This is a genomic window from Neobacillus sp. KR4-4 (assembly GCF_042136325.1).
GTDB lineage: Bacteria > Bacillota > Bacilli > Bacillales > Cytobacillaceae > Neobacillus.
On sequence record NZ_JBHHJU010000008.1, the window covers coordinates 146,216 to 161,814 of the forward strand.

The window sequence follows — 15,599 nt, forward strand, 5'->3', positions numbered from 1 at the left end:
TGTAAAACTGGCAGCCTATTATCCTTGGATACCTGTTTTGATACCAAATAAATGTCTGCCATAACCGTAAATACCATCTTCGTATAAAGATGTAATATGAGTAGCTATCGCAATTAAGTCACGTGCAAACAATTCAACAGGATGACCTTTCAATAAGGCATGTCCGCCAAGTGTTAATAAACTTTTAACACCAATATTGACGCACTTATCGATAATCGTAGCTCGTATTGCTTTATATCTAGCCCCTTCATAAGGACCACCTTTATCTTGTTCCATCATGACAATGTATTGGTTTAATAAAGCTTTAGCTGATTCCATTTCTATACTTAATTCTGCAAGTACACGCTGACTTGTAGGAGATTCTTTTTCAACGACACCTGAGAAGCGAATTCGACCTGCTGTATGTTTTTCAAACTCTTGTAATACACGTTCAGCGCCGCCTACCGCCATTGCAGCAAATCCAACATAGAAGCCAGGGTAAAAGGGGGTGTTGTAATATAAATAATCTTGATCGAAATCCTTTTCTGGCGGTTGACTGCACTCAATAATTTTACTAAAACGAAGAATCGATTCAGGTTTTACAAAAACTTTATCAACAATCAGTGTATTACTACCTGAGCCGCGTAATCCAAGAGAATCCCAGTTTTTCACAACTTCTAAATCAGACACTTTTAAGCAAATACCCACTCGTTCAGGCTTCTCAGAATCGTCAAATTTCATCATCGCTCCAACGCCAACCCAATCACAATAATTGATACCGCTTACAAAGTTGTATTTACCAGAAACATAGTAGCCGCCTTCACACTTTTCTACTTGCCCTATAGGTGCAAAAACATCAGCTACAAAGCCGCCTTGGTTAACGATTTCGTCACGTAACGGCTTTGGTAAATATGACACCCATGCATTGTGCACTGAAAAAAAGTATGTGAGCCAAGCTGCCGATAAATTGTAATAGCCAACTGTGCTGACCATATCGACAAATGTACGCCAATCAAGTTGTGGGTAACCATATTCTTTCGGAAGAATTAAACGATGAATATTTTCGTTCCGAATAATATTTGCAATATTTTCAGATATTGTGGCATTTTGATCGGCTTGTAACGCTTCAAGCTCTGCGGCTTCACCAATTCTTTTCGCTTTTTCGATTATTTCATTAAAAAGCAATTTATTTTCAACAAGTACTGCCATACAATCAGTTCCTTTCAACATGGATTTAAATAATTATTTAACGGTTACAGCATCTTCATTCTTAAGTGCTAAGAAGTCTATGACAAGCTGATTAACCAGTTCAGGCTGATCTGTTTGACATTGATGTCCGCAATTGTCAATGTACTCAAACTTGATATTTGGTAGTAATTTTTCCAGTTTGTAAGCGGTTTCTATTGACGCAACAGCATCTTGTTTACCCCAAATAAATTTACCAGGAACTTTTAGTTTTGGCAGGGAATCTTTAATACAGAATCGATCCCATAATTTTGTGGTCGTATTCATTTTTGCTAAATAATCATCGAATGCTTTGTTTGCTTCTTTTACACCTGGCCGATTTGCAGCATGATGACGTAATTGAATTAATTCTTCTGGCACTACCGTATCTCCACCTGAATTGCGATTCATGAATTTGCGAAGTGAATTTTCTGTATAATCATAGCCGATTACTTCTAAAAATGATCTTAATTTTCTTTCTGGTATTTCCTGCATTGCCTGATAAATCGTGTTACTACCGATATAAACAACTTTGTTCACTTTTTCTGGATGGTCAATAGCATATTTAGCTGCTACATAAGCACCTTGTGAATTACCAACTAAGTACACTTGGTCTAGACATAATGCTTCTATAAAATCATGTACATGATTCACTAAACTTTGATGCCCATTAACTGGCCATGCATGAGGGCGTGTATCAGTTAAACCCATTGATAATTGGTCAGGTGCATATGCACGATATCCGGCTTCTGCTAAAGCGGGTAACATAAAGCGCCAACCTGCTGCTCCACCAGCACCTGGACCTGCACCATGTAATAAGATAACTGCCGGTCCTTCTGTGCCTGCCCATGAATAATGGGTACGAACTCCATTTGCTAAGACCCAGCTATTATGAAAACCTTCAAAAATTGTCATATGTATTACCTCCTTAGTTTGTTTGTATTGGCTTTTCTGAGTTCAGTATAACTGTTTGAATTTTTAAATATCATAGTAGTTTTTATTGAATAAATATTATGAATCTATAAAATTTATTGAAAATTAGAATTATATTGATTAATATTAGTATCAGAAATGGGAACAGGGGGATTGTTCATGAGTAATATTTCGTTTGACACAGGAGAGGCCAAAAATATTTTAATGTCGGCGAACGCCTTTCTGACACTAAAAAATAATTTGGTTAATAATATCGGGTCGTATAAAACAAAAGGGTTCCTGTTTCGATTCGGAAAAGAATTTGGGATGGAAGCAGCGAAAAACTATTTACAAAATAAAACTAGGAAAAATAAAACATTTGGTGAAGGGCATGCCAGACTGGGGCACGTAAAAGATGTGATATTCATGGGGGAAATTGTGAAACATCCAGATGGTTCTATCGAATGTATCGACACATGGGGGAAATGGGTTGAGTCGTTCGAAGCGGAGCTACATGATCAAAATTATGGTCTTGCCACAGAATGTGTTTGTCACACATTATGTGGATTTGCCAGTGGCGCATTATCCTATGAATTTGGGGAATCGATTATTGCTATAGAAACGAAATGTGTTGCGAAGGGGGATCCTTGCTGCGAATTTGAAATTCGTCTTGAAAAAGATTGGTTACCAGCGAAACAGGAGTTAATTAATTTATATCAAAGTGATAATATTTTGTCGGAATTAGAAATGACGTATGATACCTTGCTGCACCATAAGCATATGCTTGAAAAAATATCGACCTTCCACAGTCAACTCACACAAAACGTGACCGAAAAACATTCGATGGATGAAATACTTCAAACTGCTTACGAACTACTCTATATTCCGATGCTGATAGAAGATATACATGGACATCAGTTAAGTCAAATCGGACTAACTGAGCAACAATTAGTAAGCATAAAAAAAGAACAAAAGAATTTAAACTATCTCGAAAAGAAGCATGCTGTATCGTACTATGCAGGTCGTTCCCATTTTAAATTAGTAACACCTGTATTAATTAATAAAAAACATTATGCAACTTGCTCATTTTTCTACTTTTCACCTCAGAAAATAGAGAATAATGATTTTTTATTTTTAGAAAGAATATCGAATGTGATGGCGTTGTGCATTTTATACGAGGAGGCGCAATTTGAGGAACAGCAACGAATGAGAAGTTCCATTTTAGACCGGTTAATTCATAATCAAAACATCAAAGACATTGAATCATATTTCAAGTTTTTGCCTTTTAAATTTGAGCCTCCCTTTTCTACAGCTGTTATCCATATTCAAAAACTAAAGTCGAATAATGAAATCATTGATTTACATGATCAACTTATTCAAATGTCACGATTATTTAAAAAATGGGAGTTGCCTAGTATTTTTGCTGTCGTTGGGGAGGAAATTGTCTTATTAAACGCACAATTTAACGATAAACAAGCTTTCATGAAAAAATTCAATAAGATTTTTCAGGAGATAGAAAAGCAAAATGTCAACTATAATTATGTTTTAGGTATGAGCGGGGCCTTTACAGAATTAAAGGATTTCGAAAAATCCATAAAAGAGGCACGGGTTGCTCAACGATTCCCAAATAAAAAGCTTATGACAGACTATGAAGATTTAGGTATGCTAGGGGATATCGTCACGAATATGAGTTTAGAGCAATTGCATGAAATGGCGAAAAAAACATTAAAAGACTTATATCATTTCCATGATCCACGAAAAAGAGAGTTGCTGCATACACTTTATGTGTATTTATTAAATGGACAGAGGCTAAAAGAAACAATGGAAGAGCTATCATTATCAATTGGTGGAATACAATATCGGATTAAACAAATTGAAGAGCTGTTGCAATTCACAGTTAAAAACGCATCAACGACCGCCTATATATTATTAGTTATACAGGCACTTATTTTATCAGGGGAATTACAATTTGATTAAGACAATTAGTAGCTGAAAATTTGATTTAATCAACTTTAATGTCTGATCAATAAACAGCTGAGTAAATACATACTTTTGTAAACGTTGTCATAAAAAAAACTCATCGGAAATGGATAGGGCCATCTTCGATGAGTTTTTATTTATATTTATTCAATAACCACAGGTGCTGTAATAGCTTCCTCTTTTTTCGTGATAGCAGATTTGCGTTTGTGTGTCATTAGTAAGAAAACTGCACTGATGATATATAACGCTACAACGATTAATACGCCTGAGTTGAAGCCAGAGCGAATATCGTCTCCTGCTAACATAATTAAATAACCTGTGATAAATGGTCCGATAATTCCTGCCATACTCGAAATGGATAGTGAAATTCCTGAAACACTGCCAATTAAGTTTTTTGGAACGATCAACGTTTTTATCGTCGTACCAAGTGGAAGTAGACATGTATTCATAATTAAGCCAATCGCAAGGAAAATAACCGCTAAAATTGGCGATTCAACGATTGTTGTCAGTCCAAAAGCAATAGCACCTATAATCAATACTGTTGTTAACACTTTATCGTATGAGTTAATAAGGCTCTTGTTTTTGCGGAATAAAATGTCCGTAAATTTTCCAACGAAGATGGCAAAAATTGTCCCTGCAATCCCCATGCTTGCAAACACGATACTCATTACTTGTGCGTCAAGTCCAACAATTTTTGCTAAATATGTTGGTGCCCACGTAATAACCCACGTATTGGCCCACATCGATACAAAACCTACGACCATTACTGAAAGGACGTAAGGATTCAACATAACTTTAATAATATCTTTGAATAGAGCTTCTTGTGTAGAGGGCAGGGACGCAATCGTTTCTTGAATCGGTTCTTTCGGTTGACTTTTCATGAAGAGGAAGACAACTGCCCAAATTAGACTGACTATACCCAATGTTGCAAATGTATGTTGCCACCCAGCTGAGCCAATTAAAAATACAATAACCGGTGCAGCTAAATACGTCCCAACGGTTGTCCCAGACGTCATAATCGCATAAGCAGATCCACGTGTTTCACTTGTAAACCATTTTGCTACATGGGCCACGCATAATCCATATGTACCACCTTCGAAGAAACCTAAAGTAACACGAATGATGATTAATCCAGATAAGCTATCAATAAAATAGGCACTAGATAAAGAAACCGTCCAACCTAAAGCAATCAGTATCAGTAAATACTTTGTATTGAAGCGATAAGTTAAAGTACCAAGGAGAATACTACCAATCGCATAAGCCGCAAAGAAACTACTACCGACTAAACCGAATTGCTCATAATTCAAATTCAGCTCATTCATAATCGGTTCTGCAGCAAAGCCAAGCACTGATTTATCCGTGTAATTCATAATAGACAATAAGAAAAGCATGGCTAATACTGTCCAACGCATTATAATATCCCCCTAAGTTTTAAATAGTTTTTCTATACCTATACCGAAGAAATACTTGTTAGCGCTTACATTTAATTCAAATCGAATCGCTCCCAACTTATGTAATCTGTGGTTGAATTAAGTTTTTAGACATTTTGTTAGTTGTAAGGAAAAATAAAAAATATCAAATGATTTTTCGGAATATTGCGATAAGAAACATTCTATAAGATTGTATATATTTTTACAACTCTAAATTTTCTAATTGATCAATATAAAGCCAAACTTGTCATTGATTTTTATTGTTTTTCTCCGGATTTTCAATAAAAGTAGCAATTATAATGTTTTTTTGATTATTTTATGATGGTAACATCCACTAACGATAAGGAGGAATTAGAATGGATGATCGCTTATTTCGAGATGCAATGGGGAAATTTGCTACAGGTATAACGGTGTTATTAACAGAAAATGATGGAGTACCACATGGTATGACGGCAAATGGCTTCATGTCTGTATCACTTGACCCAAAATTAGTCGTCATTTCCATTGGTCATAAAGCGAAATTTTTAGAAAAAGTAAAACAATCGAAAAAATTCTCGGTCAATATTTTAAGTGAAGATCAAGAACATTATTCGCGTCATTTCGCGGGCCAACTGGGTGAGGATGTACAATTTGATCAATTAAGCGGCCTGCCTGTATTAAAAGATACGATTGCACAAATAGCATGTGAAGTTGTATCAGAACATGTAGAAGGTGATCACACATTATTTATTGGAAAAGTAATAGATTTACACTTAGAAGATAAAAACCCACTCCTATTTTTTGGTGGGAAATATCGACAATTAGCAGAATTAGCCATCGTTTAATCAAAGGAGAAAACCCATGGATATTCAGTTAGCAGGCGAGCAGCTGCTTGAAGCAGAACGCTCAAAACAAACAATTGTACCATCCACATCGATAAAGAAAAACATTTCTGATTAAAGTAAGAGGATAAAGAAGGGAGGAATCGCAAATGGAAGTGATTTATGTGAATGAAGTTAATTTACGCGATTTACAGGTAGAAGCGAGAGATGTTTCGATGGCTTTAGGGTACTTTGATGGAGTACATCTTGGACATCAAAAAGTTGTGGAGACTGCAAAGCGGAAAGCAATGAAATATCAGCTTTCATTGGCGGTCCTTTCCTTTTTTCCGCACCCGAAAAGTGTCCTAAATCCAGGCTTTGAGGTGAATTATTTAGAGCCAATCGAGCAAAAAATTGAAAAGCTTGAACAATTAGGTGTCGATGTGTTTTATGTCGTTGAATTTACAATGAAATTAGCAAAAGTTGAAGCGGCTGCATTTATAAAGAATTATGTTATTGGGCTGGGCGCAAAGGAAATCATTTGCGGCTTTGACTATACATACGGTGCAAAAGCAAGTGGGAATGCCGAAACGATTCAAGACCATGTGCCACCGCATATTGGTGTAACCATTGTTGATGAGCTAAAGTGGCATGGGCAAAAAATTAGTTCGACACTTATTCGAAAATATTTAAGTGAATGTCGATTGCAAGAAATTCCAAGTTTACTAGGAGACTATTATAAAACAAAGTATTGCTGTAAAAATGGCATTTTACCAAATTATTCACTTCCAAATATAGGGGAGTATAAAATATTAATTGAAAAAGATGATACGATCTCAGAGGCAATTGCGAAAGTGAAGTCGAAAAAGAAAATTCTTCTACAATATGAACCTCCTAGTTTTAATAGTGTCCTGACGATTAAATGGTTAGAAAAAATAGAAAGCAAACCATATTAAGTCATAATAGAAAATACCACAAGAAAAAGAGGCGAAATCACCTCTTTTTTTTTATCTCAAAAACTATGGTTTTGAGATAAAGGTAGCTCTATCAAAACGTCTCCATAAATCGTTGAGCAACTTTCGATAGTGGTCGCTTTTGGTCCCAAATAAGAGTGGTTTTATTATGCAGTGGACAATCCACTATTTCGACAATTTTAACATCATTTGACTGATGTATGGAAAGAGTTGATTTTGGCAGGACAGCCGCTCCCATCCCGGCAGCGACAAAAGAAAATATTATGGCAGCGTCATGACATTCGCAGACGATGTTCAATTTGATCCCTTGTTTTATACAGGTATCATGGATGGCGCTATATGGCCCATACTTGTTTTCACGGACGACCATGACGAGTGGAATGTCTTCAAGATCTTTCATATGTATAGATGTTCTGGATGGATCCCACTCCCATTTACTTGGAACGAATAATACATAAGACTCTATTTGTAACGTCCTTGTTCCATAATCTAAATGTAGATCTGATACAAAACGAACTACAGCTAGTTCTACTAGCCTCTCTTCTACCAATTTAACGACTTGAAAGGGATGACCGTCCAGTATGCGAAATGTAACGAGTGGATATTTATTAAGGAAAGTTTGAATTCTTTCCGGTAAATATGTCACGGCGCATGTCTTCGCAGTTCCGATTGAGAGTTGTCCCCTTAGTCCATCTCCCGTTTCTTTCACTTCGATTAAAGTGTCATCAATTTGTTGGAGGATACTTACCGCACGTTGGTAGAGTAACAATCCAGCCTCCGTTAATTCGACGCTTCTACTGTTCCGGAAAAACAAAGCGGTCCCTACCTGTTCTTCAATTATCTTTAACTGTTGGCTTAAGGGTGGTTGTGCCATATTCAATTTTTTTGCCGCACGTGTAATTTGACCTTCATTTGCTACTGTCACAAAGTAACGTAGTTGGCGTATATCCATCTGATGACCACCTATCCATATTTTAATCGTATCGCAAATCTACTAAATAGATATTTGAAGTATAGTATAACGGATGCTACTATAAACGTAAAGATAGAGAATTTTTAGAATAATCAAAAACGGAAGATGTTTCCTAACAACAATAGCTGGAGATCTTCTAGCAAAAGACCGTGCGCATGGTTGCAAATGCAAGAATTAGTTAAGGAAACAATGCCCCATTCAATCCTAAGTGTAAAGAATACGGTTGGTGGAAGCAACAGAGAGAGTATGGAAAGGGAGTGCATTGGTGCTAGTATATTTAAATTTTGCAGCTGTTCTAGCGGTGACAGGATATGCGTTGTATTTATTTTTCCAAATCGTATACAGTCGTTATTTGTTTGTAAAGCTCGGTAAGAAACCAACTTTTGAACTGAACCTCAAAGAACGATTGAATAGCGTGTTAGTCAATGGGTTTGGTCAAAGAAAATTGTTTAAAGACAAGAAAAGCGGTCTGATGCATTTTATCTTGTTCTATGGTTTTTTCATCATCCAAATAGGGCTTATCGAAATCATCATCAAGGGATTTATCAATGGGTTCGAATTCCCTTTCGGTGTCGCGCATAAATATTTCAGTTTCATGCAGGAATGGACAACCTTCCTCATGCTCTGCGGTGTGGCATTTGCTTTTTACCGTCGTTATATAGAAAAATTAAAGCGCTTGCAATTTAGGAGAGATGTTAAAGCTGCTGTGGTTATCATTGCTCTAACGACGCTGACTGTGTCCATCCTGCTGACGTTGGGGTTTGAAACCGTGATGCTCGGGCATGAACCGGATTTCGTCTATGCTCCATTTTCCGGAGTGGTTGCGACAGTATTCTCCGGGATTGGTACGACAGCAGGAACAGTATTATTCTACGTATTTTGGTGGGTGCACCTGCTGACAGTGTTGTCCTTCATGGTGTTCGTCCCGCAATCTAAGCAAGCCCATGAACTATTCGCGTTGTTCAACTTATTTTTCAAGAAAGTCGGACCTGTTGGAAGATTGAGAAAGATTGATTTTGAGGATGAAGAGGCTGAGGAATTCGGCGTTGGAAAAATCGAGAATTTTACCCAACAGCAGCTAATTGATCTGTACGCCTGTGCTGAATGCGGACGATGTACAAATATGTGTCCTGCTTCCGGTACAGGTAAGACCCTTTCACCAATGGAACTCATATTGAAAATGCGAAACCACCTGACGGAAAAGGGGGCTTCAATCACATCGCGTACGCCTTGGGTACCAGCTTTTGCTTTTAAAGATGCGAGGGCCAATCAATTTGCTCTACTAGCAAGAGCGGATGTAAATTCCGAGGTGGCGGCTACTATAGAAATGCCAAACCTGATTGGGGATGTCATCTCGGAAGAAGAATTGTGGGCCTGTACAACCTGCCGAAATTGTGAGGATCAATGTCCGGTGATGAATGAACATGTGGATAAAATTATCGATATGCGAAGATTTTTGGTCATGACACAAGGGGAGATGCCGGCTGAGGCTTCACGCTACTTCAATAATATCGAGAGACAAGGAAATCCTTGGGGTACGAACCGCAATCAACGCATCAAATGGCGGGAAGGTATGGAGGATATTATCAAAACTGTTGATGAGACTAGTGAATTCGATGTTTTATTCTGGGTTGGTTCGATGGGCTCGTTCGACATCCGCAGCCAGAGGATTGCCCGATCCTTTGCTCGTTTGATGCACAAAGCAGGTGTGAATTTTGCGATTCTCGGCAATGAAGAGAAAAACTCCGGGGACACGTCACGCCGGATGGGGAATGAGTACTTATTCCAGGACTTATGCTCTCAAAACATTGAGACGTTCCAGACGTACGGCGTGCGCAAAATCGTGACGACCGATCCCCATGCATTTAACACCTTCAAAAATGAGTACCCGGAATTTGGGCTGGAAGCGGAAGTCGTTCACCATACCCAACTTCTGGCTGATTTATTGAAGGAAGGAAAGCTCAAGCCAACTAAGAAGATTGAAGAGAAAGTGGCCTATCATGACTCTTGTTACATCGGACGCTACAATGATATCTATGATTCTCCAAGGGATATCCTCCGTGCAATCCCGGGAATTGAGCTGCTCGAGATGGAACGAAACCGGGAAAATGCACTCTGCTGCGGTGCTGGAGGAGGAAGGATGTGGATGGAAGAGCGCGAAGGGACCCGGGTGAATATAGCTCGCACGGAAATGGCGCTTCAAACGAATCCGACGGTCATCGGCAGCAATTGCCCATATTGTTTAACGATGCTTTCCGATGGCACAAAGGCCAAGGAAGTTGAGGAACAGGTGCAAACGCTGGATATTGCTGAAATCATTGAGATGTCGGTGGAGTTTTAAAAAAGATACAAAAGGAGATTAAATCATGAACGTTACACAAAAGTTTGATAGGTATACGACGGCTGACGCTTTAATGGAAGCGCTTCAGGAAGTTGGCATTTCCTACTTGTTTTGCAATCTGGGCAGCGATCATCCTTCGATGATTGAAGCCTTGGCAAAGGCCAAGGAGGAAGGGAAGGAACTTCCCAAGGCTATCATTTGTCCGCACGAAAGTGTCGCTTTATCCGCGGCTCAAGGGTATGCGATGCTGTCCGGCCAGGCGCAGGGCGTGATCATTCATACGGATGTGGGGACTCAAAATCTGGGAGGTGCTGTTCATAATGTATTCCGAGCTCGCGTTCCAGTGTTCATTTTCGCAGGAGAAACACCGATTACTATGGACGGAGAGCTTCCTGGCAGCCGCAATTCCTATGTGAATTACCTGCAAAATGTATACGATCAACGAGGAATCCTCAGGTCCTATGTCAAATGGGAATCAGATATCAGAACGGGAAAGAACGTTAAACAGCTCATTTACCGGTCGATGCAGATGGCTAAAAGCGATCCGGCTGGCCCCGTTTATTTGACCGGTGCAAGAGAAGTTCTAGAGGAAAATGTGGAGAGGCTGCCGGATTCTTGGGGGGAATGGGCGCCAATTGAACCGTCCTCTATCCCTATATGGGGACTTGACGAAATTGTAAGGGCTTTATTAGAAGCTCGAAATCCATTGGTGATTACTTCCTATTTAGGCAGAATGACGAAGTCGGTCCCGCAACTGGTTGAGTTTTGTGAAAGACTTGCGATACCTGTAGTCGAGCAAATTCCTACTTACGTAAATTTCCCGAGGGATCACCCACTGCATCTTGGGTACGATCCCAACCCACTTATTCCCGAAGCGGACGTCGTTATCGCCATTGATACAGATGTCCCTTGGGTGACTACACTGGTTCAACCAAAGGGTGATTGCAAAGTCTACTACATTGATTTAGATCCAATCAAGGAAGAAATGCCATTATGGCACATTCCCGCGATGAAAAATTATCGTGCCGATGCATATGTCTCCTTACTTCAATTAAATGGCGCTCTAGCCCAGATGGATATTAATGAGGTGCAAGTACAAGAGCGTTATTTTCGTTTAGTGCAGCATCATGATGAGCAACGTGTAGCTTGGAAGCAGGAAACACAGATAGAAGGAAATACAATTTCGCCAGAATGGCTTACTGCTTGTTTAAGAAAAGTGGTGGACGAAGAGACCATCATATTAGATGAGACAATTACGAATACCATGACGGTAGCCAAACATTTGCCGCGCTCTAAGGAAGGAACCATGTTTTCAAGCGGCGGTACTTCCTTGGGGTGGAACGGCGGCGCAGCCATTGGAATGAAGCTTGCAGATCCAACGAAAACGGTAGTGACCTTAACCGGTGACGGTTCATACTTATTCAGCGTTCCGTCATCCGTTCACTGGATGTCGCGCAGATATCAAGCTCCATTTTTAACCGTCATTTACAACAATGAAGGCTGGAATGCAACGAAGCAGAATCTATTAAAACGGTATCCGGATGGTATAGCCAAAAAAACAGACAGTTACTGGGTGAATTTTGATCAATCTGCCGATCTAGCAAAAATAGCTGAAGCGGCAGGTGGGGCATACGCGAGGATGGTGACAGATCCAAGGGAGTTACTTGAAGTATTACAGCTGGCCATGAATGAAGTGAAAAACGGGAAATCAGCTGTGGTGGATGTCCGCCTGGCCAAAATATCGAATCAGAAAGATTATTAATTTGAGTTTTTCTGAGAGTTTGATTTCATTGGGAGGTGATGAACGGTTAACCACGTGTTTTTTTAAATAAAGCTGTGAAATTTTTAAGTAGGGGGAAGGTTGAAAAATGAAAAAATTCGTTATGCTTTTTTTGTCAGCTTTACTTATTGTACTGGCAGGTTGTTCTGACTCTTCCAAATCAACGGGTTCGAATGCAGTGACGGCAGCCAATAATGAAAAACAAACCAAAATCGAGTATCCTAAAAGACCGATTGAAGTACTCGTGCCATTTGCTGCGGGCGGCTCTACAGACATTGGTGCCCGAATCCTGGAAAAATACCTTCCTAAATATTTGCCAAATGCTCAGCTAGTGATAGTGAATAAACCAGGCGGCAGCGGCTCGATTGCGATCACAGATTTGTTTAACTCCAAGCCTGATGGATACACCATTGCAATGTCTACACACCGTGCTATTTCCATGCAGCCTTTGTATGGAAATGTGAAATACTCATATGACAGTTTTCAACCTATCTCAAAAGTATTCGGAAACCAGCAAATCATGATTGTGAAAGCAGATGCACCTTGGAAAACGTTTGAAGAATGGCTTGATTATGTGAAGAAGAATCCTGGTAAATTTTCATATGGTGTAGCCGGGGGGATTGGTTCAGGGGCTCATCTTCCGATGGCAGAACTTGAAAAGATGGCACATCTTAATGCCAAGGCGGTATCATTTGAAGGAACGCCTCCAGCAATCACAGGAGTTCTAGGCGGTCATGTTCAAGGTGCTATGGTACAGCCGAGCGATGCCAAAGCGCTTATTGAATCTGGAGAGCTCCGCGCAATATTTAATGCCGCAAGTGTACCTGTTCCATATTTTCCAGATATTCCTTTGTTGAAAGATAAAGGCTTCGATATTGCAATCGATAGCAATACCTCGCTTTTCGCACCGAAGGGTGTGCCAAAGGAAATCATTACGATGCTAGAAGAAGCGGTTAAGAAAACAATGGAAGATCCTGAAGTGTTAAAAGAGTTCGAGCATGCCTCATTACAGACTCAATATGGCAGTCCTGAGGTTGTCCAAAAAGAGGTAGATGGAGAGAATGTAAGATTTGGCAAAATGTTAAAAGAACTCGGACTAATCAAATAAGACCACGTTATTGAAACATCCGTGGGTTTTCAGGTTGACTCCTGAATTCCCACCATTTTCAATTTGTTCATGGAAGGGGATAATTTCAATCATGAGTAATTACAAGTCAGGGATATGGGCTGGTGCAGTCATTTTCCTTCTAGCTCTTTTCTTGTTTGTACTGTCCTTACAGTATTCCTATTCTAGTGCTCTTGGACCGGGACCGGGTTTTTTTCCTACTTGGTTGAGCGCTATCCTGATGGCACTCGCGATTTGGTATATGTATGATAGCGTGAAAGGGAAAAATGCAAGCAGTGAATCATGGCCAACTGGACGTTCTCTCAAACATATTTTATTTATCGTTATCAGTTTGGTCCTTTTCGTAATAATCTTTTCATTATTCGGATTCCTACTTGCGGGTGTTATTTTTTTGGCTATGTTGTTCTATAAAGAGTATAAATGGTACACCACCTTATTGATGTCTGTGGGAATAACAGTATTCATTTACTGGTTGTTTAATACAATCTTAAAGGTGTACTTACCTTTAGGCGGGATACTATTTTAGGGGGACAGATAAATGGATTCATTGTTATTGCTTTTGCATGGATTTGAAACGGCTATGAGCTGGTCAAATCTTCTCTACTGCCTTATTGGTGTAATGCTTGGGATGGTCATCGGTGTACTCCCTGGACTTGGTCCAGTATCTGGAACTACTTTACTTATTCCCCTTACTTTCGGGATGGAGCCAGTCTCTGCGATTATTATGCTTTCCGGAATCTTTTATGGTTCGATGTATGGTGGAACGATTACCTCTGTATTAGTGAACGTGCCAGGTGAGGCGGCATCGGTCATTACATGTATCGACGGGTACGAGATGACGAAAAAGGGGCGTGCGGGTGTAGCTCTTGGGGTGTCAGCAATTGGTTCGTTTATCGGTGGGATAGTTGCAGTAACAGCACTTACATTTGTGGGTCCTGTTCTGTCTAAATTTGCGTTGAAGTTTGGTCCTCCGGAGTTCTTTGCAATTATGCTGCTAGGCATGCTGATGATTGTGGCATTGATGGGAAAGTCTTTGGTCAGGGGATTAATTGCTGCATTCCTTGGTTTATTGCTGGCCATGGTAGGACAAGACATGGTCACCGGAGAATTCCGTTTCACATTTGGCTCCATCGAGTTGATGGATGGAATTGATTTTGCAGTCATGGCCATGGGTCTGTTTGGAATTTCTGAAATTTTGCTGAATGCGGAAAACCCAGCGAAAGTTACCAAACCAGAAAAGGTCAAAGGACTTCTTCCTAGGCGGGATGAATGGGGAGCAACTTTAAAATCTATCGGAAGGGGAACTGGCATCGGAATGCTTCTCGGAGTCATCCCAGGTGCAAATTCCATTATCGCGTCAACCTTTTCCTACATTGTAGAAAAAAAGGCTGCAAAGGATCCATCTCGCTTTGGAAAGGGAGCGATCGAGGGAGTAGCCGGCCCTGAAACGGCGAATAACGCTCACAGCGGTGCGGCCTTAATTCCATTATTTTCCTTAGGTCTGCCTAGCTCGCCGACTATGGCGGTCATTTTAGGAGCATTCATTATGCACGGTTTAACGCCAGGGCCAGCCCTGTTTACGAAAAATCCGGACTTTGTTTGGGGCTTGATTGCCAGTATGTTTATTGGGAATGTTTTATTACTAATCATGAACATGCCTTTAGTTGGTATGTGGGCCAAAATTGCGATGATACCATATAAATTATTGTTTCCGATTATCCTGATGGTCATCTTGGTTGGAACCTACAGTCTAAATGGCAGCCTTTGGGATGTTGGGATGATGCTGATGTTTGGGGTTATTGGTTATATCATGAAAAAATTGGATATCCCTATGTCCGCGATGATTGTAACTTTTATATTGGGGTCACAATTGGAGACTTCAATGCTGCAATCCTTATCTATTTCAACCGAAGGGTTTCTTATCTTTTTTACGGAGCCGATTTCAGCCGTTATCATGGGTGTTGCCCTCATTATATTTGCAATTAGCGTCTATAGCGGAGTAAAAAATAAGCGTGGGAATCTCGCAGACGATGTTGAAATGTAATATAGGAGTGAATGAAAGAAATGGACATAACGGGGG

12 protein-coding genes are annotated in these 15,599 nt (G+C 39.9%); 8 read left to right on the forward strand and 4 right to left on the reverse strand.

Going from position 1 to position 15,599, the window contains the following annotated elements; translation table 11 throughout:
• Positions 1-18: 18 nt before the first annotated feature.
• Both ACE198_RS10810 and ACE198_RS10815 read right to left on the reverse strand, forming a co-directional pair.
• Entirely contained in the window at positions 19-1,188 is a 1,170-nt protein-coding gene (locus tag ACE198_RS10810; RefSeq protein ID WP_375375572.1) for an acyl-CoA dehydrogenase family protein, read from the reverse strand.
• A 33-nt stretch (positions 1,189-1,221) separates the two neighbouring features.
• Positions 1,222-2,118: an alpha/beta fold hydrolase gene (locus ACE198_RS10815; RefSeq protein ID WP_375375573.1), complete on the reverse strand. Its 897-nt coding sequence runs from the start codon at positions 2,116-2,118 to the stop codon at positions 1,222-1,224.
• 177 nt (positions 2,119-2,295) lie between these two features.
• Here ACE198_RS10815 and ACE198_RS10820 point away from each other — a divergent pair, with 177 nt between their 5' ends.
• A complete protein-coding gene (locus ACE198_RS10820) occupies positions 2,296-4,092 on the forward strand; it encodes a V4R domain-containing protein (protein ID WP_375375574.1) in 1,797 nt (598 codons plus the stop codon).
• A gap of 146 nt (positions 4,093-4,238) precedes the next feature.
• On the opposite strand, the gene ACE198_RS10825 is transcribed toward ACE198_RS10820, so the two are convergent.
• Entirely contained in the window at positions 4,239-5,507 is a 1,269-nt protein-coding gene (locus ACE198_RS10825) for an MFS transporter (protein WP_375375575.1), read from the reverse strand.
• Positions 5,508-5,881: 374 nt separating this feature from the next.
• Here ACE198_RS10825 and ACE198_RS10830 point away from each other — a divergent pair, with 374 nt between their 5' ends.
• The gene (locus ACE198_RS10830) at positions 5,882-6,349 is read left to right on the forward strand and encodes a flavin reductase family protein (RefSeq protein WP_375375576.1); all 468 of its coding nucleotides are present in this window, start codon (positions 5,882-5,884) and stop codon (positions 6,347-6,349) included.
• Between the two features lie 146 nt (positions 6,350-6,495).
• Positions 6,496-7,281 carry an adenylyltransferase/cytidyltransferase family protein gene (locus tag ACE198_RS10835; RefSeq protein ID WP_375375577.1) on the forward strand — a complete coding sequence of 262 codons (786 nt, stop codon included), beginning with the start codon at positions 6,496-6,498 and terminating at the stop codon, positions 7,279-7,281.
• A gap of 91 nt (positions 7,282-7,372) precedes the next feature.
• Here the strand turns inward: ACE198_RS10835 and ACE198_RS10840 are convergent, their stop codons facing one another.
• Complete coding sequence (locus ACE198_RS10840) at positions 7,373-8,251, reverse strand: LysR family transcriptional regulator (RefSeq protein ID WP_375375578.1); 879 nt, start codon at positions 8,249-8,251, stop codon at positions 7,373-7,375.
• Between the two features lie 286 nt (positions 8,252-8,537).
• Here ACE198_RS10840 and ACE198_RS10845 point away from each other — a divergent pair, with 286 nt between their 5' ends.
• The 5 genes from ACE198_RS10845 to ACE198_RS10865 all read left to right on the forward strand — a co-directional run bounded on the left by ACE198_RS10845 (position 8,538) and on the right by ACE198_RS10865 (position 15,563).
• On the forward strand, positions 8,538-10,613 hold the full coding sequence (locus ACE198_RS10845; RefSeq protein WP_375375579.1) for a (Fe-S)-binding protein: 2,076 nt from the start codon (positions 8,538-8,540) through the stop codon (positions 10,611-10,613).
• Positions 10,614-10,638: 25 nt separating this feature from the next.
• Positions 10,639-12,375 carry a thiamine pyrophosphate-requiring protein gene (locus tag ACE198_RS10850; protein WP_375375580.1) on the forward strand — a complete coding sequence of 579 codons (1,737 nt, stop codon included), beginning with the start codon at positions 10,639-10,641 and terminating at the stop codon, positions 12,373-12,375.
• A 106-nt stretch (positions 12,376-12,481) separates the two neighbouring features.
• Positions 12,482-13,501 (forward strand): tripartite tricarboxylate transporter substrate binding protein, encoded by a 1,020-nt coding sequence (locus tag ACE198_RS10855; protein ID WP_375375581.1) that lies wholly within the window; start codon positions 12,482-12,484, stop codon positions 13,499-13,501.
• Positions 13,502-13,592: 91 nt separating this feature from the next.
• Positions 13,593-14,045, forward strand: coding sequence for a tripartite tricarboxylate transporter TctB family protein (locus ACE198_RS10860; RefSeq protein ID WP_375375582.1), 453 nt, complete (start codon positions 13,593-13,595; stop codon positions 14,043-14,045).
• Between the two features lie 12 nt (positions 14,046-14,057).
• Positions 14,058-15,563, forward strand: a complete 1,506-nt coding sequence (locus ACE198_RS10865) for a tripartite tricarboxylate transporter permease (protein ID WP_375375583.1) — start codon at positions 14,058-14,060, stop codon at positions 15,561-15,563.
• Positions 15,564-15,599 lie beyond the last annotated feature (36 nt).

Coding starts and splice junctions, on each gene's coding strand:
- ACE198_RS10810 (WP_375375572.1), bottom strand. CDS start 1,188: ATGGCAGTACTTGTTGAAAATAAATTGCTTTTTAATGAAATAATCGAA.
- ACE198_RS10815 (WP_375375573.1), bottom strand. CDS start 2,118: ATGACAATTTTTGAAGGTTTTCATAATAGCTGGGTCTTAGCAAATGGA.
- ACE198_RS10820 (WP_375375574.1), top strand. CDS start 2,296: ATGAGTAATATTTCGTTTGACACAGGAGAGGCCAAAAATATTTTAATG.
- ACE198_RS10825 (WP_375375575.1), bottom strand. CDS start 5,507: ATGCGTTGGACAGTATTAGCCATGCTTTTCTTATTGTCTATTATGAAT.
- ACE198_RS10830 (WP_375375576.1), top strand. CDS start 5,882: ATGGATGATCGCTTATTTCGAGATGCAATGGGGAAATTTGCTACAGGT.
- ACE198_RS10835 (WP_375375577.1), top strand. CDS start 6,496: ATGGAAGTGATTTATGTGAATGAAGTTAATTTACGCGATTTACAGGTA.
- ACE198_RS10840 (WP_375375578.1), bottom strand. CDS start 8,251: ATGGATATACGCCAACTACGTTACTTTGTGACAGTAGCAAATGAAGGT.
- ACE198_RS10850 (WP_375375580.1), top strand. CDS start 10,639: ATGAACGTTACACAAAAGTTTGATAGGTATACGACGGCTGACGCTTTA.
- ACE198_RS10855 (WP_375375581.1), top strand. CDS start 12,482: ATGAAAAAATTCGTTATGCTTTTTTTGTCAGCTTTACTTATTGTACTG.
- ACE198_RS10860 (WP_375375582.1), top strand. CDS start 13,593: ATGAGTAATTACAAGTCAGGGATATGGGCTGGTGCAGTCATTTTCCTT.
- ACE198_RS10865 (WP_375375583.1), top strand. CDS start 14,058: ATGGATTCATTGTTATTGCTTTTGCATGGATTTGAAACGGCTATGAGC.